This is a genomic window from Paraburkholderia sp. GW821-FHT02A12 (genome assembly GCF_059422005.1).
The window spans coordinates 2,266,014-2,283,932 of record NZ_JBWKWA010000002.1 but is presented as its reverse complement, the minus strand read 5'-3'; the positions used below and the strand labels follow the sequence as shown (position 1 = coordinate 2,283,932).

Annotated in this window: 13 protein-coding genes; 7 read left to right on the top strand and 6 right to left on the bottom strand. The window is 64.6% G+C overall.

The genetic code is table 11. The features are described 5' to 3' along the window. Positions 1–47 precede the first annotated feature (47 nt). From AC07WT_RS31685 to AC07WT_RS31675, 3 genes are all read left to right on the top strand, one after another. Complete coding sequence (locus AC07WT_RS31685) at positions 48–1,247, top strand: amino acid aminotransferase (RefSeq protein ID WP_494950012.1); 1,200 nt, start codon at positions 48–50, stop codon at positions 1,245–1,247. Positions 1,248–1,354: 107 nt separating this feature from the next. Then, on the top strand, positions 1,355–2,146 hold the full coding sequence (locus AC07WT_RS31680) for a class II aldolase/adducin family protein (protein WP_494950011.1): 792 nt from the start codon (positions 1,355–1,357) through the stop codon (positions 2,144–2,146). 53 nt (positions 2,147–2,199) lie between these two features. Beyond that, positions 2,200–3,183: a 2-dehydropantoate 2-reductase gene (locus AC07WT_RS31675; protein WP_494950010.1), complete on the top strand. Its 984-nt coding sequence runs from the start codon at positions 2,200–2,202 to the stop codon at positions 3,181–3,183. A 371-nt stretch (positions 3,184–3,554) separates the two neighbouring features. On the opposite strand, the gene AC07WT_RS31670 is transcribed toward AC07WT_RS31675, so the two are convergent. Together AC07WT_RS31670 and AC07WT_RS31665 are read right to left on the bottom strand one after the other, a co-directional pair. Further along, positions 3,555–5,591, bottom strand: a complete 2,037-nt coding sequence (locus tag AC07WT_RS31670; protein WP_494950009.1) for an AI-2E family transporter — start codon at positions 5,589–5,591, stop codon at positions 3,555–3,557. Between the two features lie 163 nt (positions 5,592–5,754). Beyond that, the gene (locus AC07WT_RS31665) at positions 5,755–7,035 is read right to left on the bottom strand and encodes a DUF445 domain-containing protein (RefSeq protein ID WP_494950008.1); all 1,281 of its coding nucleotides are present in this window, start codon (positions 7,033–7,035) and stop codon (positions 5,755–5,757) included. 256 nt (positions 7,036–7,291) lie between these two features. Here AC07WT_RS31665 and AC07WT_RS31660 point away from each other — a divergent pair, with 256 nt between their 5' ends. The 4 genes from AC07WT_RS31660 (at position 7,292) to AC07WT_RS31645 (ending at position 13,198) form a co-directional block, all read left to right on the top strand. Further along, complete coding sequence (locus AC07WT_RS31660; protein ID WP_494950007.1) at positions 7,292–8,434, top strand: metallophosphoesterase family protein; 1,143 nt, start codon at positions 7,292–7,294, stop codon at positions 8,432–8,434. Continuing rightward, a complete protein-coding gene (locus AC07WT_RS31655) occupies positions 8,431–11,055 on the top strand; it encodes an AAA family ATPase (protein ID WP_494950006.1) in 2,625 nt (874 codons plus the stop codon). Before AC07WT_RS31660 ends, AC07WT_RS31655 begins: the two co-directional genes overlap by 4 nt. Before the next feature lie 656 nt (positions 11,056–11,711). After that, the gene (locus tag AC07WT_RS31650; protein WP_494950005.1) at positions 11,712–12,686 is read left to right on the top strand and encodes a DUF6402 family protein; all 975 of its coding nucleotides are present in this window, start codon (positions 11,712–11,714) and stop codon (positions 12,684–12,686) included. 143 nt (positions 12,687–12,829) lie between these two features. Continuing rightward, on the top strand, positions 12,830–13,198 hold the full coding sequence (locus AC07WT_RS31645) for a hypothetical protein (protein ID WP_494950004.1): 369 nt from the start codon (positions 12,830–12,832) through the stop codon (positions 13,196–13,198). A gap of 152 nt (positions 13,199–13,350) precedes the next feature. Here AC07WT_RS31645 and cobJ read toward each other — a convergent pair whose 3' ends face one another. Genes cobJ through AC07WT_RS31625 form a run of 4 tightly spaced genes read right to left on the bottom strand, consistent with a single transcriptional unit; the run spans position 13,351 to position 17,901 of the window. Continuing rightward, the gene (gene cobJ, locus AC07WT_RS31640; RefSeq protein WP_494951092.1) at positions 13,351–15,063 is read right to left on the bottom strand and encodes a precorrin-3B C(17)-methyltransferase; all 1,713 of its coding nucleotides are present in this window, start codon (positions 15,061–15,063) and stop codon (positions 13,351–13,353) included. Further along, the gene (locus AC07WT_RS31635) at positions 15,060–15,791 is read right to left on the bottom strand and encodes a precorrin-2 C(20)-methyltransferase (protein WP_492593315.1); all 732 of its coding nucleotides are present in this window, start codon (positions 15,789–15,791) and stop codon (positions 15,060–15,062) included. The genes cobJ and AC07WT_RS31635 overlap by 4 nt, the downstream gene beginning before the upstream one ends. Further along, positions 15,792–16,418, bottom strand: coding sequence for a precorrin-8X methylmutase (locus AC07WT_RS31630; RefSeq protein WP_494950003.1), 627 nt, complete (start codon positions 16,416–16,418; stop codon positions 15,792–15,794). It lies immediately after the preceding gene. Beyond that, complete coding sequence (locus tag AC07WT_RS31625) at positions 16,411–17,901, bottom strand: ferredoxin-like domain-containing protein (protein ID WP_494950002.1); 1,491 nt, start codon at positions 17,899–17,901, stop codon at positions 16,411–16,413. Before AC07WT_RS31625 ends, AC07WT_RS31630 begins: the two co-directional genes overlap by 8 nt. Positions 17,902–17,919 lie beyond the last annotated feature (18 nt).

Here is a 17,919-nt window from a genome sequence, read left to right as displayed (position 1 = left end):
GCATTAGACTTCGTCTTTCTGCAACGGCCCATACTCAAGGAATGACCATGTTCGACCATATTCCCGCTTACCCCGGCGACCCGATCCTGAGCCTGAACGAGGACTTTCAACTCGACCCGCGCCCGAACAAGGTCAACCTGAGCATCGGCATCTACTTCGACGATGCCGGCAAGCTGCCGGTGATGGACGCCGTGCGCCGCGCCGAAAGCGCGCTGCTCGAAGCGATCGGGCCGCGCTCCTATCTGCCGATGGCCGGCTTGCCGCAGTATCGCGACGCGGCTCAGGCGCTGGTGTTCGGCGCCGACAACGAAGCGCGCGCGGTCGGCCGGATCGCGACTTTGCAGACGATCGGCGGCTCGGGCGCGCTGAAAGTCGGCGCCGATTTTCTGAAACGCTATTTCCCGGCCTCGCAGATCTGGATCAGCGATCCGAGCTGGGAAAATCATCGCGTGGTGTTCGAAGGCGCGGGGCTCACGGTCAACACCTATCCGTACTACGACGAACACACCGGCGGCTTGCGTTTCGCCGACATGCTCGACACGATCGGCCGCTTGCCGGAACAGAGCATCGTGCTGCTGCACGCGTGTTGTCACAACCCGACCGGCGTCGATCTGAACCCGGCCCAGTGGGACGAACTGGCGCCGGTATTGCTGCGGCGCAACCTGATTGCATTCGTCGACATGGCGTACCAGGGCTTCGGCGCAGGTCTGGAAGAAGACGCGGCCTGTGTCCGTTTGCTGGCCGCGGCCGGCGTGCCGTTGATGGCGGCCAATTCGTTCTCGAAGAATTTTTCGCTGTACGGCGAACGCTGCGGCGCGTTGAGCGTGGTCTGCAGGAGCGCGGAAGAGGCCGGCCGCGTGCTCGGTCAATTGATGTCGACGGTGCGCGCGAACTACAGCAATCCGCCGACGCACGGCGCGCGACTCGTTGCCGATGTGTTGTCCGACACGTCGTTGCGTGCCTCCTGGGAGGCGGAACTCGGCGCCATGCGCGAACGGATTCTCGCGATGCGCGAGACGATTCACGCGGGCCTCGCGGGCCGCGTCGATGAAGTGATGCGCGCACGGTACGTCGCGCAGCGCGGCATGTTCACCTATACCGGCCTGAGCGAAGCACAAGTCGAGCGCTTGCGCAGCGAATACGCGGTGTATGTGCTGCGTTCCGGGCGCATGTGCGTAGCCGGTTTGAATGCGCGCAACGCGGACTATGTGGCGTCGTCGATAGCGGCGGTGGTGGCGGGCGCATAGCGGCTGCTTGTTGCCGCTTGTCGCTGCTCGTCGCTGCCTGTCGCTGATCTTGCCGCTTGCAGCTGATCATTGCCCGCGCGAATGAAACGACAAAAATGGAGACCCTGATGACTACCCTCGAATTGCCGCCGGCAACCGCACCGAAATACGCCGCAATGCATCCCGACGAATGGCAGGCACGCGTGCAACTGGCTGCGTGCTACCGCATCTTCGATATGCTCGGCTGGACCGAGATGATCTACAACCACATCACGTTGCGTGTGCCGGCGAGCGTCAGCGGGGGCGAACGGCATTTTCTGATCAACCCGTTCGGCCTGCACTACAGCGAGGTGACGGCGAGCAATCTCGTGAAGATCGACGCGCAAGGCCGTGTGCCCGATAACTCGTCCTATCCGGTGAATCCGGCGGGGTTCGTCGTGCACGCGGCGATTCACGAAGGCTTGCCCGATGCGCACTGCGTGATGCACACGCACACCACGGCCGGTGTCGCGGTGGCCTGCCTCGAAGACGGCTTGCAGCAAACCAATTTCTATAGCGCGCAATTGCACGACCGCGTTGCTTATCACGACTTCGAAGGCATCACCGTGCATGCGGAAGAAGGGCCGCGGCTGCTCGAGCATATCGGCAACAAGCAGGCGGTGATTCTGCGCAACCACGGTCTGCTGGCATGGGGCCACACGCTGCCGCAAACCTTCGCGGTGCTGTGGACGCTCAACCGCGCGTGCGAGATTCAAATGGCGACGTTGTCGATGGGCCGCGCGCGGCCGGTTCCCGAGGAGGTGGCGATCCGCAGCTCGCGCGACGCGTTGCAGTTCGATCCGCGTCACGGTGCGGGGCAGGACGTGTTCGACGCCTTGGTGCGGCGGGTGGACCGCATCGACGCCAGCTATAGGGATTGAGACAGAAGGATTGAGACGCGCATCAGCGCAGGATCAAAGCGAGGATTGAAACAATGAAAGTAGGTATCTACGGTGCGGGCGCAATCGGCGGCTGGATCGGCGTGAAGCTCGCGCAGGCCGGTCACGGCGTGAGCGTGGTGGCGCGCGGCGCGACGCTTGCCGCGTTGCGGCAACACGGGTTGCGTTTGATCGAAGGCGGCGAGACGCATACCGTGAAGGTGAACGCGAGCGAGCACCCGGCGGAATTGGGCGCACAGGATCTCGTCGTGGTGGCGGTCAAAGGGCCGGCGATGGCGTCGGTGGCCGCGCATATTGCGCCGTTGCTGAACGCGCAGACGACCGTGCTCACCGCGATGAACGGCGTACCGTGGTGGTTCTGCGACGGGCTCGGTCGCGAATTCGCCGGCAAGCGGCTCAAGTCGATCGACCCCGAAGGCGCGATTGCCGCTGCCATTCCAACCGCGCAGACGATGGGCTGCGTCGTGCATGCCAGCTGTCTGGTCGATGCGCCCGGCGTCATCAAGCATCATCAGGGCAATGGGCTGATTGTCGGCGAGGCGTCCGGGCAGCCGAGCGAGCGCGCCAGGGCACTCACGGCGACGCTGGCCGCGGCGGGTTTCAATGCCTCGATGTCGGAGCAGATTCAGCGCGACGTCTGGTACAAGCTGTGGGGCAACATGACGATGAATCCGATCAGCGCGATCACCGGCGCGACTACGGACCGGATTCTCAGCGACGAACTGGTGCGCGGCTTCGTCACGAGCGTCATGCTGGAAGCGAAGGAGATCGGCGCGCGTTTCGGTATTCCGATCGAGCAGGCACCGGCGGATCGGCACGAGGTCACGCTGAAACTCGGCGCGATGAAGACATCCATGCTGCAAGATGTGCAGGCAGGCAAGGCGGTTGAACTCGACGCGCTGGTGGCAGCGGTGCGCGAGTTGGGACAACTGACCGGCGTACCGACGCCGTATACGGATGCATTGCTAGGTCTCGCGCGTTTGCATGCGAGCACGCTGGGGTTGTATCCGGGGCGTTAAAGCGTACCGGCAGGGTGAGCCGTCCCGCGTCGACTACGCGGGACGGTTTTGTCATCCGCGTTCTCCGTTGCTTCAGACTCACGCTTCACGCAGTCAAAGCAGAAGCAGACGGAAGCCGCGCCGCTCATGCGTGCCTCCAGGATTTTCGATGCGAATGATTTCCCGCCGCGGCTTCAGCCCTCTTCGGAGGCGGTGCGAATCGATGGGTAAAGTATGAAGGAGGGGCGCGCTGTGTCTGTCCTCATTTTGGGTACAGGAGGGGTTTGGCGCGCAGGGCGGAGCAGATTGGCACGCCGTTTATAAACGGAGAAGGCCGTGAGACACGGGCGTGTCCCACGGCCTTCTCCAATAGCGCTGACCGGCGACTATGCTTAGTCGGCTCCGGCTCCGGCTCCGGCTCCGGCTCCGGCTCCGGCTCCGGCTCCGGCTCCGGCGGCACCGATTGCGGCCCCGGCCGTATGCGACGGCTGGCGCGGGTACGGCAACGAGGCCGCTGCCTGGCACTCTTCGATCATCGCGCGGAACGTCGGCGCCGAGTGTGAAGCGCCGGTCGCCCCCGTTTCGGCGCCGCGTTCCGATGCGCCGTCGCCGACGCCCACGCCGACGCCCACGATCACCGTCGCCCGCGGCCGCCATTCGCGCGTGCGCCGCAGCATATTGCGCAGATACGGCGGCGAATCCGGCGCGTCGAGCGAGACGATGCAGATGATCGGCGCGTCCCTGAAGCTCGGTTCGTCGGCACGCGCGCTGCGATACCCCGAGTGGGTGGCCATCAGCGGTGCGAGGTTCTGGCGCGCAAGCAATTGCACGGCGATCGCCGTGGTCACTTCGTCGAACGCGCCGCGTCCGGGCACACATAGCACCGACGTTTTGTCGGTTTCCTGATGCGCCTGCAAGCGGGCCGAAGTGTAGCCGTCATGCCGCTCAGAAAGATCCGCCGATGCCGACGCCAATGCGGACCCAGCGGATTCGGCAGGCTCCGTGGGCGACAGCCGATCTGGCACGCCGTCCGCGATTTCCAGGTTCTCGACGATATCGACCAGCGCGTCGTTGATCCGCGCCAACTGCTCGGGCATCAGCACACCGCGCATCGCGTCGTTGCGGGCGAGCTTGAGCCCTTCCAGCGCGACTTTGTCGTAGTAATCGATCAGCGACATCTCGCGCAGCAGCCGCTCGGCCTGCACGATGGCTTCATGCGGATCGTCCGCGAGCAGCCGCTGATAGAAATTCTGCGCGGGCGTGAGCGCCGGCTGATCGCCCAGCAGCACGGTCAGGAAGTTCAGCCGGTCTGCGTAACGGCCCAGCGTGACGACGCACAAGGTGAGCGGCGTCGACAGCACGAGCCCGATCGGCCCCCACAGCCAGCTCCAGAAAATTGCCGCCACCACCACGGCCAGAGGCGACAGGCCCGAGCGATGACCATACAGAAACGGCTCGGCGATCTGCCCGGCCACCACGTCGACCACGATGAACAGGATCAGCGTGTAGACGGCCATGGTCCATTGCGGCTGAATGGCGGCGGCGAGAAACACGGCAAGAATCGCGGCGATCCAGATGCCGATGTACGGCACGAAGCGCAGCAACGCGGCGATCACGCCGAACAGCAGCGCGCCAGGCACGCCGATGATCGCGAGACCGATGGCGATGATCCCGCCCGCGCCGAGGTTCAAGCCGAGTTGCGCGACGAAGTAGCGGCTCAGCCGCCCGGCGGCATCGTTGATCGCGGTGGTGGTGCGATGCAGATCGCGCGAGCCGAATAGACTGATCAAACGGTCGCGCAGATCTTCGCGTTGCAGCAGGATGAAGATCGTCACCACCAGCACGATGAAAGTGGTCTCGATCGGCGCGATGGCCGGCGACAACGCGCGTTGGGCGAGTTGCAGCGGAGTAGGCGACGGCTCGTGGACTTCGACCGGCGTCGGCACGGCGGGCGCGTTGCGGGCGGCACGGCCGGTCGGGCGCGGCGGGGTCGGCCGCGTCGGCGCGACGCGTTGCAGCGTAGCGGCGGCGCGGGTCATCAGCGTATCGGCGCGCCCAACGGTCTTCTCCTGCACCGTCTCGATCTTCTGTTCGATGGCCACCTGATACTGCGGCAGATCGCTCGCCAGCTGCACGAGTTGCGCGCCGATCAGCCCGCCGACGGCCAGCAAGGTGGCGAGGGCGAACAGCACCGCGATAAAGATCGACGGCAACTGGCCCATGCGCAGCCGCCGTAACGCCTGCACCAGCGGCGCAAGCAGAAAGCTGAGCAGCACCGACAGCGTGATCGGGATCAGCACCGCGCGCCCGAAGTAGAGCGCGCACACCACCACCACGCCGGTGACCACCGAGACCAAACCATGCAGACCCGGCGTCCCTGGCGGGTATACGCGGTTCGGCCGCTCCCGCGGCGGTAAGGATAATTTCATGAGCAAAACGTTCCGATGTAGTGGCGCTGTCGCTTCATCGACGGCGCGCGAGGATGGGCCGGCGGCAGCCAATAGAGCGCATGAGCAATTCGTATGCCTGGATTGTAGGCGTTTTGATGGGCGCGAGTCTTACCCTATTCTTACTCCATTCTTACCCCCGTTCTTACCCTATGTGCATCCGCAACAGTTCGAGCAGTTGCGAGCTCGCATAGAGCAGCAGGCCGATAAAGCCGCCGACCATCGTCCCGTTGATGCGGATGTACTGCAAGTCCTTGCCGATGTTCAGCTCGATTTGCCGTGACATCTCGCGTGCATCCCAGTTCTTCACCGTGTCGCTGATGTGGCGCGTGAGGAACTGGGCGAAGTCCGGTGCCATTGCGCGCGCGGCTTCTTCCAGATGGTCGTTCAGCGATTGGCGCAGCGCCGGATCGTACGCCAGTTCGCGGCCCACCCATTGGCCCATCGCGACCACTCTCGCGTGCAATGCCGAATCGCCGCTGTCCAGATCGCGCTTGAGCCACGCGCGCAATTCGGCCCACATGTCCTTCACATAGGTGCTGAACGCGTCGCCTTCCACCAGGTAACGTTTCAGTTCCTCGCCTTTTTGCAGAAACGCCGGATCGGTCTTGAGCCGCGCGATCAGCCGTTGCACGGCTTCGTCGAACTTCTGGCGAAGCTGATGAGCCGGGTTGTCGCTGATCTGCTCGAGCATCCGGTTCACCACGTTGGCGATCGTCTCGGCGCCTTGTTCGCCGATCCACGCGGACGGCAGGATCTTTTCCATCGTCGGATATTCGCTCCTGATCCAATCGACGATGCGCTCGGCGATGAATTCACGCGCCTGCGGCTCGCGCAGCAGCGCTACGACCTGCTCGATGCCGGCGTCGAGCAATTCCTGATGACGGCCGTCTTTGGTCAGCGTGTCGAGAATCGCGCCCAGCGATTGAGACAGATCCACTTTCGCGAGCATGTCGCGCAAGGCGTCCTTGATGAAGACCTGGATGCGCACGTCGTCGGTCAACTCGAGGATGCCGCCCGTCAGTTTGACGACGTAGTCGCCCAAACGATCGGTGTTGGCGGGCGTGGTGAGCCATGAAGTAATGCTTTGCGCCGGATTGTGTTTCCGGATCAGCCCGACGATTGACGACACATCCAGAAACTTGTCCTGCACGAAGACCGCGAGGTTGTCGGCGATCTTGTGCTTGTTCTTCGGAATGATGGCCGTGTGCGCGGACACGATCGGGATCGGCACGCGGCGAAACAGCGCGACCACCGCGAACCAGTCGGCGAGCGCGCCGACCATCGCGGCCTCGGACACCGCCTTGATCCCGTCGACCCAGACGCCGCGCGGCATGAAAGCCGTCACGACGAAAATGCACGCAGCGGCCAGCAGCAACAGCAACGGATTGCGCTTGGCCTTTTTCAGCTCGGTCTCTTTGTTCATGGGCAGCAGGGCAGCGGAGTCTGTTCGATTGGAATGCGATTGAGTCGATGCAGCACGGTTGACGCTCGACGCGCGGGTCCGGAAACGCGAGTGTAGCGCCGCGGTTCCGGCAGTGTGTCCTGCGCTCAGCGCGTCGTTTGTCCCGACGGCGCGGTAACATCTGCGGTTAGACTGCCGGGCGACGACGCAGCGACGATTGAGCAGGTCAATCGGGCAAGCACCGGACGACGATGGAAATGAACGGAATGGAGGCACAGTGATCAGGTTTCTGCACACCGCGGACTGGCAGATAGGCACGCAATTCGGCCAGTTCGAGCCGGACGAAGCGGCACACCTCGCAGAAGCGCGCTTCGAGACCGTGCGCCGGATCGCCGAGGAAGCAACAGCGCGCAAGGTCGACGCCGTGCTGGTCGCGGGCGACGTGTTCGATCAGCAAACCGTATCGGACACGGTGATTCGCCGTTTGTTCGGCGCACTGCAAGCGTTCTCCGGCGCATGGATCATGCTGCCGGGCAATCACGATGCCGCGCTGGTCGAAAGCGTCTGGACCCGCGCGCAGCGTCTGAACTGCATTGCGCCGAACGTGCGGGTGGTGCTCGAACCCGGCGTGGTGGCGCTCGACGCTTGCCGCGGCGCTGTGTTATGCGCGCCGCTCACGCAACGCATCACATACGACGACACGACGGCCTTCTTCGACGCCGCCGAAACGCCGCCCGGCTACTGCCGCGTGGGGCTTGCGCATGGCAGCGTCAGCGGGATCCTGCAGGAGGGCATCGATTCGTCGAATCCGATCGCGCCGACGCGCGCGGCGAGCGCGCATCTCGACTATCTCGCGCTCGGCGACTGGCACGGCCGCTATCGTGTCGACGAGCGCACCTGGTATGCCGGCACGCACGAGCAGGACCGCTTCCGCGCCAACGATCCGGGCTTCATGCTCGACGTCACGCTGACGGAGCCGGGCGCGTTGCCGGTGGTGGAGGCGGTGCGGGTCGGCAAGTATCAATGGCAGCGGTGGGAAGAACTGATTTCGGTGCCGACCGATGTGGATGCGCTGAAGGCGCGGCTTGCCGCGTTGGGCGCCGCCGATGTGCTGCGCCTCGTGGTGAGCGGCACGGCCGCGCTGGCCGAGGCCGAAGCGCTCCACGTCGCGGTGGAAGAGGCCCGCGCACGCGTGCGCGCATTGCGTACCGATCTGGGCGGCCTGCAAGTGCTGCCCACCGCCGACGACCTCGCCGAGCTCGGTGCGCAAAGCGGCTACCTCGCGAAAGTGGTGGCACGTCTGCGCGGCTTGCAGGAAGACCCGCAGGCCGATCCGCAACAGCTCAAGCGTGCGGCGGAGGCGTTGCTGCTGCTTGCGCGTTTTCAACGTGAACTGCCGCGCGAAGCGAGGTCCGCATGAAGCTCGAAAGTATCGCGATTCAGGAGTTCAAGCAGTTCACGGGCCGGCTCGTCATCGACGATCTGCAGCCCGGGCTCAACCTCTTCACCGGCCCGAACGAGGCCGGCAAGAGCACGATCGCCGAGGCGGTGCGGGCCGTGTTCCTCGAACGCTATAAGGCGTCGCATCTGAAAGATCTGCTGCCGTGGGGCAAGGCGAGCGGGCAGCCCTCGGTTGAAGTGACGTTCGACCTCGACGGCGCCGCGTGCAAGCTGTCGAAGCACTTCGTCACACGGCAGCGCTGCGATCTGAGCATCGGTCAGGCCGTGTTCGGCGAAGACGAAGCCGAAGACAAGCTTGCCGCGCTGCTCGGGTTTTCACGTTCGGCGCGCGGGCCGCTCAAGGCGGAGAACGCCGGCGTTCCGGGCTTGTTGTGGGTGCAACAGGGTGGCACGCAGGAGGTGCGCGATTCGACCGGCCACGCGGCGCAATATCTGCGCGATGCGTTGTCGCAGTTGTCGGGAAGCAACGAATCGGCGGGCGAGGACGCGTTGATCGCAGCGGTGCAGCGTGAGCTTCGGCAGTTGCTGACCGCGCGTACGCAGAAATCCACCGGGCCGCTGGCCGAAGCCGAGCAGGCGTTGGCGGGGCTCATTATCGAGCGAGACGATCTGGAGCAGCAGCGTCTACAGTTCGAAGAAAACATCGCGCGTCTGGCGACGCAGCAGGAAGCTTTCGACGACGCGCAACGCAAGCGGCCCTGGGAGCTGCACGAGCAGAAGGCGGTGCAGGCGCAACAGCGCGCCGATGCCGCGGCGGAACTCGAACGCAGTCTTCAGGGCTTGTTGCAGTCGCTGCAATTGCATGAAGCGGAACTGGCGCTGTCGTTGCAGCAGGAGCAGGGCGCGACGGAACTGGAAGCCGCGGTCGCGCGCGAGCGGCAACAACTCGACGCTGCGAGAGCCAGCGTGTCGACTGCCCAGAATGAGCACGACGTTGCGGTGGCGCGTGTTGCGCAGCTGGAGCAGGCGTATGCCGATGCGAACCGTGCGCTCGAGCTGGCTAACGCCGCTGTCACGGCCGCCGATCTGCGCAGTCAGATCGCGCTGCATCGTGCGGAAAGCGAGCGGCTCGACGCGGCGATTGCCGCCGCGACAACCGCCAACGAGGCGGTGATCGAGGCCACCCGTTCAGCAGCCGCGCTCGAAATCGACGTGACGCAACTGAAACGGCTGCAATCGCTCGACACCGAATTGACGGTGCTGCGCGCGCGAACCGAAGCCGCGATGACGCGGATCGAATACCGGCTGAACGGCACGATCACGGTCGGCGATGCGCGAGTGACCGGCGAGGGCGTGCTGCGGCTCGACGAGGAGATGCGGATCGGTCTCGGCGAACTCGGCGAATTGCGCGTGATCCCGGGCGTGTCCGATCTGTCTGCGCAGCTGAGCGGGCTGGCGTCGCTCGAGGTCCAGCATGCGCAACTGTTGCAGACGCTGGGTGTCGCATCGCTGGGCGAAGCGCAGGCGCGTCACGAGCAGTGGAAGACGCTCGTCGCGCAGCAGAAAAGCCAGGCGAAGATTCTCGACGTGCACGCGCCGCATGGCGTCGACGCGTTGCGCGCCGCCCTGGCTTCGGCAGCCGTGCGATTGCAGACATCGAACGAACGTCTGGCGACGTTGCCCGATGTTTCCGCCGCGCCGCCGCTCGACGGCGCACGCCGCGCTGCCGACATCGCCCGCGATGCGCTGGAAACCGCCAGAAAAGTGCTGGCGCGGGCCGCGGAAACCAGAACGACCGCCACGGCCACCGCTGATTCGCTCGCTGGGCAGTTGCAGCGCAAAGAGGCGCAACTGAACGACGACGCGTTCTGCCGCAGCCGTGCGCTCTGGCAAACGAAAATCGTCGAGCAACGCGTGCAGGTCGAGGCTTTGAAAAAGCAGCTCGCAGGACGCGAGCGCGAGCTGGAGGCGGTACGCCTGGATGACCCTGCAGCCGAGGTGAAACGCTACCGGGCATCTGCCGAACTCGCACGCAGCGAACAGCACGAGCGGCAATTGCGGATCGCTCAATTGCGCAGTCAACTCGAAACAGTCGGCGCGTCGGGACTCGGCGAGCGTCTCGCTGCTGTGCGAGCCGCGGTGGAGCAGGCCACGCGGCGCAAGGACGAACTGAGCTTGCGCGCAAGCGCGTTGAGTTTGCTCGATGAAGTGCTGGTCGACGAACGCGATGCGGCGGTGGCGCAACTGCGCGCGCCGCTGACCGAACGTCTCGGGCATTATCTGAAGCGGATTTTCCCGCAGTCGACGATCGCGCTCGGCGACGATCTGAGTCCCGCGACCCTCGATCGCAACGGTCGCGCCGATACGCTCGACGCGTTGAGCTTCGGCACCCGCGAACAGCTCGGCATACTCACGCGGCTGGCGTACGCGGATCTGTTGAAGGCGTCCGGCCGCCCGACGTTACTGATGCTCGACGACGCCGCGGTGCACACCGACGCCGCGCGGCGCGATGCGATCAAACGTGCGCTGATCGACGCGGCGACACGTCACCAGATCCTGGTGTTCACGTGCCATCCGGAGCTTTGGGACGATCTCGGCGTGAGGCAGCGAGCGATCGAGGATTTGAAGGTGGCGGCTTGAGGGGAGCGGTGGTCAGGGGAGTGACGTGTGCCGCGGTAAGCTGAAGAGAAGTGAGATAAATCCCGGACGAGTAGCGAGATAAATCAGGGATGAACCGGGATGAGTCGGGAACCGCTGGGAACGGCGCTGGAAATAACTTGCACAGATTGAAAGGCGTCCCGAAACTGGCAAACCATGGTGATCACGAACTGGGCGCCTGACACACAAAGCGGGTGCCTCTTCTAGGCGGCGCCATCACGACCTTGGCGGCAGGGCAAAAGCGATGTGTCAGTGATTGACAGGCCGTTATCTCAAATATTGTGCAAATCGCTTTCATCGGCTAGAAAGGCGGTTCAACTCTCCATCCAGCCCATGACCGACGAAACTCAAGACTCCTGTTCGTATCAACCCTCATCCACTGCGCCAGACTCCGTTAAGGAGTTCGTGCTAATCGGACAAACAGGAGCGAAATAGTGCAACCCGGTCAGAAACTGCCTTACTACTCGATCAACAAGCTGCTATGGCGGTGGAGAAAACACGATGGATGTTGGATCGTTCCTGACGTTGCTCTGTCCCTGGAGTGCCCCCCTCCAAAGCGAGACACTGAACCTGCACCTCCTCGTGAACCGAAGCCGCCGAGGGCTAAGCCACAGCCAGGGGACGGCCTTCTGAAAGCGATGGAAATGCATTCGCGGTTCAAGGCGTGGCTGAACACACCAGATCCGCCCAAACAGCCTAAGCCGGCCCCCGCCCCAAAGCAAAAGCAGGAGGCTGTCCCGCCGTTCGACATCCAGGAAATTCCCGGTGCGATGCGCAAGGAATTTATGCCGATGTCTGCGAATCTGATGGAGCGTTGGTTTGCCGGAAAGCTCAACTATTCGCTGACCAATAACGACGAAGAGCGTGGTATTAATCAGGACGGTCGGTCATACCCGCCGAGCATGATCGATAGAACGTCTATCAAGCTCGATTGGGTACTAAAGTACCTGCGAGCCAAGGCCGAATACGAAAATCTTCAACGCCGTGAGCGGCTCACTACGCCAAGAGCCATCGATGCCTTGGGCCATATCCTCGGACCACGCCGCACACCATACGGAAAAATTGACGCGCTGGAGCTTAGCGGTCAAGACGTCGTCACGCTGCACAAGCAGTTCCAGTTCCAGTTCGCAGGTGTTGAGAGCTCGCTGGGCCAGAAGTTTGATCAGTTTGTTGCTAGGGAAATGACCAGCGAAGGAGTACCGGACGATCTCACAGGATCGTTAGGCTCGTTCAATTTCTATGCAGCCGTTGGTGAGGCCACATTTAACCGGGACGCAAATCGCGCCACGATAGCGAGCATCATTGTCTACGTGAAAGACAACTACTCGTTCACCGACAAGAAGGGAGAACCGTCGCAATATTTGGGGCACTGGAGTCGTAATGGCGTCATCATCGTTCCGGCTCCTGGCGCGGCGGGTCTCGCAGGAGTGCCATTTCCAGACTACCCTGTCGCTGTAGGCGACATGCGTGTGCGTGGGAACGTGTACTACCCGGTCCGGAACAGTTCGTTTAGAAAGTGGCAAGAGACGCACCATCGAGGTGGTGATTTCATCGTCTATTCTGACTTTCGCGTTGTGTGGCTTCGCGAACCCATTGAGATCATGTTCGTATGAGTACAGTAGCAGACGCGGTTGGACTCGGAGCGCTGTTGCTTCTTGCCGCCCTAATCATTCTGTGTATCATCGTAATCTCTCTTTTTCGATCATTGCGTTTCGTTTATTCGAGTCACGCTGGTCGAAGCGACCGCGCACAGCAGATGATCAGGCTGGCTGCGAAGCGCGTGTTCGTGAGCGTCGGGGTCCTGGCGCTGTTCGGCTACAGTTGGAGCTACTGGGGGGAGGCTCGGCTGCGTTCGCTCATCACGCCGGGAGACTGTCAGAGCGAGCAGTCGCCTGACCGGCGCTATAAAGCAGACTATTGTTACCTCGGAGAAAAGATAGTACTTCGGCTTTTCAATGCAGCCGGGCAACAACTTCTCGCAGAAAGAACCTACCGGGACACCTCCGACGTCCCCGTTAGCCTTTATTGGAGCGGGGGCGCGGTATCGTATGCCGATGGCGACGACCTGAGGGCGATCCAGTTGCCGCCGTCGTTCATTGATAGGCTACGCGCCAAGCTTCCCTAATGCCGCGAAGCGCACGCCGCGCGTAGCAGCGGAGTTGAGACTGTGTGGAATGCATTTTCAGCAAGTGAAAGGAACAGTCTGTCCAATTGATCTCGCGTCGGGTGCCGATTTATCGTGTGCCGCATCAGTAAGCCTCGAGGCCGTCCGTCGATTCACTCATACCACCGCGGCGTATAAACCCACTCGCCAGACTGCCCGTCACCACGCGCCACCCCCCGCGTCGTCGACGACCCGACGATCACCATCGTCCGCATATCCACATCCGGCGAGCGAAGTTCGCCGAGCGTGGTCGAACGCAGCGTGCCGCCGGGCCTGCCGACATCGCGCCCGAGCACCACTTTCGTAGCCGCCGCGCGATATTCCCGCACGATATCCAGCGCCTTATCCAACTGCCACGGTCGTGCGCGAGAAATCGGGTTGTAGAACGCCATCACGAGATCCGCTTCGGCCGCGTGCCTGAGGCGCTTTTCGATGATCGTCCACGGCTTGAGGTTGTCGGATAGCGACAGCATGCAGAAGTCATGTCCCAACGGCGCACCGGCTTGCGCCGCCGTGGCCATTGCCGCCGACACACCCGGCACGATCGAGAGCTCGACGGCGGCCCAGTCGGCGTTCTCCGCGCCGTCCAGCGCTTCGAGCACGGCAGCCGCCATCGCAAACACGCCGGGATCGCCCGACGACACCATCACCACCGAACGTCCCGCGCTCGCCAGTTCGAACGCATGACGCGCGCGTTGCATTTCCTCGCGATTGTCCGTGCCGTGCACGCGCTGATCGGCGCGCAGCGGGCCGGCCATCTTCACGTAAGTGTCGTAGCCGAGGATGTCGGTCGCCTCGTCGAGCGCCGTGCGCGCCGCGGGCACCATCAGATCGGCGCTGCCGGGACCGAGGCCGATCACCGTGAGGCGGCCACGCGCACGGCCAATGCTCGCGGGGTCGATAGCAAGCGGCGCCAATGCCAGCGCGATGCCGGCATCCGCGTCGTCGTGCAGCGTTTCGTAGGGGATGCGCAGCGCGGCGTGCAGTAAGTTACTCGGCGGCTCGCCGTCTTCCGGACGCGTCTGGGCGAACCGTAACGGCACATTCAAACTCGCGGCCGTTTCGGCCAGCGCCGGGTCGGTCATCCGCCCGGACGAAGCCAGCAGCGCCGCAAGAGAAAGCGTGGCGAGGCCATGCGTGTCCAATGCTTCACGCACACGCTCGGCGATCCGTGCGCCCGAGCCCGACCCGGTGACCGCCGCCACCACGCTTCGCGGATGAATCACCAACTCATCGGTCCGGCCATCCCACGCGCGCGGCGTCACCCGAATCGCGAGGCGCGCCGAGCCCGAGCGCGGCAGTTGCGCGTCGTCGAGCCACGGCGCTTCGCCTTCGATGCGGGTGCTTTCGCCGGCCAGCAGATCCGACACGAAACGCTTGCCTTGCGCGAGATCGGCGAGCGCATAGCCTTCGGGCGGATTGAGCACACACGTGCCGAAGCGCAGTTCGCCGCTCGTCGTGATCGCCGGCGGCACGGCCAGCGCCGCAGCGATTTCGCGCGCCATCACATTGACGCCCGCGAGTCCGCCGAGCAACGGCACGACCGCGCTGCCGTCTTCGGCGACGGCCAGCACCGGCGGCTCGACGCCCTTGTTCGACAGCAGCGGCGCGACGCAACGGATCACGATGCCGGCCGCGCACAGCGCGACGATCGGCGCGCCGCGCGCATACAGTTCGCGCAGATGCGCGCCGAGTTCGGCATATGAGACGTCGGCTTCGACACGCCCTTGCAACGCGTGCACCTGCGCGCCGGCATACAGCGCCTGCACGCGCCGCGCGGTCGCCAGCGCGCCCGTGCCGAGAATCACGATCGCGGGCGGCGTCATCCTTGCCATTTTTCCCCCGGCACCACGAGCAGCGAAAAATACGGCGACGCCATCGGATCGACTTCCGCGAGCGGCACGATGCGCTGGTTGCCCATCGTCGCGCGTTCGACGTAGAGCGCGCGATCCGCGAGACCGAGTTCGCCCAGCACGCGCCGCACCTTGTCGAAATTGCGGCCGAGTTTCATCACGACGGCGGCGTCGGCATCGGCGAGACGGCGGCGCAATTCGTCTTCGGGCAACACGCCGGAGAGCACCGACAGACTTTGATTGCGATACACGAGCGGCGAGCCGAGCACGGCTGCGCCGCCGAGCATCGAGCACACGCCCGGCACCACTTCGGCTTCGAAGCGCGCGGCGAGCCGGTCGTGCAGATACATGTACGAGCCGTAGAAAAAGGGATCGCCTTCGCAGATCACCGCGACGTCGCGGCCTGCGTCGAGATGGGCAGCGACGACTTCGGCGGCGGTGTCGTAGAAGTCGGCGATGATCGCTTCATACGACAGCGGCGGTTCGAGCGCTTCGGTCGTGACCGGATAGACGAGCGGCAGATGCTGTTGCGCGTCGTGCAAATGCGCTTCGATGATGCTGAACGCGTTGCCTTTTTTGCCCTTCGCGACGAAGTACGCAACCACCGGCGCGGCCTTCAGCAGACGCAGCGCTTTCAGCGTGATCAATTCCGGGTCGCCGGGGCCGACCCCGAGTCCGAACAAACGTCCTTGCACGCTCATTTACTCGACCTCCGTAGCCAGCGCATTGACGGCGGCGGCGGCCATCGCGCTGCCGCCGCGTCGTCCGTGGACCATCACGTAGGGCACGCCGCGGCTGTCTTCGGCAAGCATGGCTTTCGACTCCGCCGCGCCGACGAAGCCGACCGGAAAGCCGAGGATGAGCGCGGGCTTCGGCGCGCCGGCGTCGAGCATGTCAAGCAGATGAAACAGGGCAGTCGGCGCATTGCCGATCACGACGACGCTGCCGGCCAGATGCGGACGCCACAGTTCGAGCGCGGCGGCCGATCGCGTGTTGCCGAGTTCGCGCGCCAGCGACGGCAGGTCCCTGTGCGTCAGCGTGCAGATCACTTCGTTGTTCGCGGGCAGGCGCGCCCGCGTGATGCCTTGCGCGACCATGCCTGCGTCGCACAGAATCGGCGCGCCTTGCGCCAGCGCCGTGCGGCCCGCGGTGCCTGCACCCGCGGAGAAAGCCAGATCGTCGATCACGTCGACCATCCCGCAGGCGTGGATCACGCGCACCGCGAGTTTCTCGAGGTCGGCGGGGATCCGCGACAGATCGGCCTCGGCACGAATCGTCGCGAAAGATTGGCGATAGATCTCCTGACCGTCGCGAATGTAATCAAGCATCTAAAGGGCTCCGGGCCAATTGTTCGAGCATGTCGGCGGCCTGCTCGATCGTCAGTTGGTGCGCGACGCAGCGGCCGAAGTCCGGCGAGGCGTCGCGTCGATACAGGTCGTAGGTGCCGGGCGCCACGGCCAGCAACGTGTACGGCGCGCAATGCGCGGCCGCGCACGAGCGCGGGCAGCCGCTCAGATGGACGTCGACGCCGTCGGGCAGGCGGGCGGCTAGCCGCAGCGCGTCGGCTTTGGTGTCGGCGGGACTTTTTACGCAGCCGGTCGAGCCGGCGCAAGCGATCAAACGTGCGATGGGCTGCGCGCGATCGCAGGCAAGGCCTAATGCTTCCAGTTCGGCAAGCACGGCCGGCACGGCCTTCGAGGCGATATCGGGCAGCAGCACGCTTTGCCAGGGCGTCATGCGCAGCGTGCCGTTGCTGTGCTGGCGCGCTAGCGCGGCGAGGCCGCGCAGCGTCGCGGCGTCGAGGCGTCCGAGCGGCGGCTGGCCGCCCACGTGCCACATTCCCGCCACGCGTTGAGCGTGCGCGCCGAGCCGCGACGCGGCATCGGCGGGCGCGCCGCGATGCCAGTCGGCGAGCGACGCGTCGCGCGACAGCGGGAAATCGGCATACGTTTGGGCACGCTGCAATACCGCGTCGGCGGAATGCGTGGCGAGCAGATGGCGCATGCGCGTGGCGCCGGCGGCGGCCAGATCGAGGAACGTGTGCAGAAGCGCGCGGACCAGCTGAACGACTTCCGAAGGCAAGACGGCGGCGAGGGCGCGTGTGCCGGTCGCGACCGGGTCTGGCGACGCGCCGAACGAGCCGTCGCCAGCCGCGTGCACGGCCGCGTGCGCGGCCGCCGCATTGGCCGCCGTAGGCGGACATCCCGCCAGGCCAAAGACGAACCGCACACCGTCGCTCGCCGACGTCGCCGCGAGCCAGACGTCATGCGGATGGTCGAGCCTCGCAAGGCGCTCGCCGCCGTCCAGCAGCAACGCGAATTTCGGCGACAGCGCCGCAAAACGCGCTTCGCTTTGCAGCAGCGCGAGAAGCCCGGCGGTCAGCGACGTGGTGTCGTACAGCGCGGACGAATCGCGGCCCGCAGCGGGGCTGACCATCACGTTGCGGATATCGTCAGCGGCGCATGCTGACAATACTGCCGCCGCATCCATGCCGCTGCTCGCCGGAGCCGGCCCGAGACCGGCTGCCACCAGAGCCTCGATCAAAGCCGCTTCGTGCCCGGCCCGCACGCCGCGCACTTGCAGATTCGCCCGGTTGGTCACTTCAATCACGCTGGCGGCGTGCCGCTCGCTCGCCTCGGCGATCGCGGCAGCCTGCGCGGCGCTCAATGCGCCGCCGGGCAATTTGATCCGGCAAATCCCGCCGTCGCGTGCGGCGACGATGCGCAACAGCCCCGGACAAGCCGAAGGCCGCGGCGCAACGGCAGCGGTAGATAAAGCAGCGGAGGGCGCAGCGTGATTCAAGACGGACACCGGGTTTAGCGTCGCGCG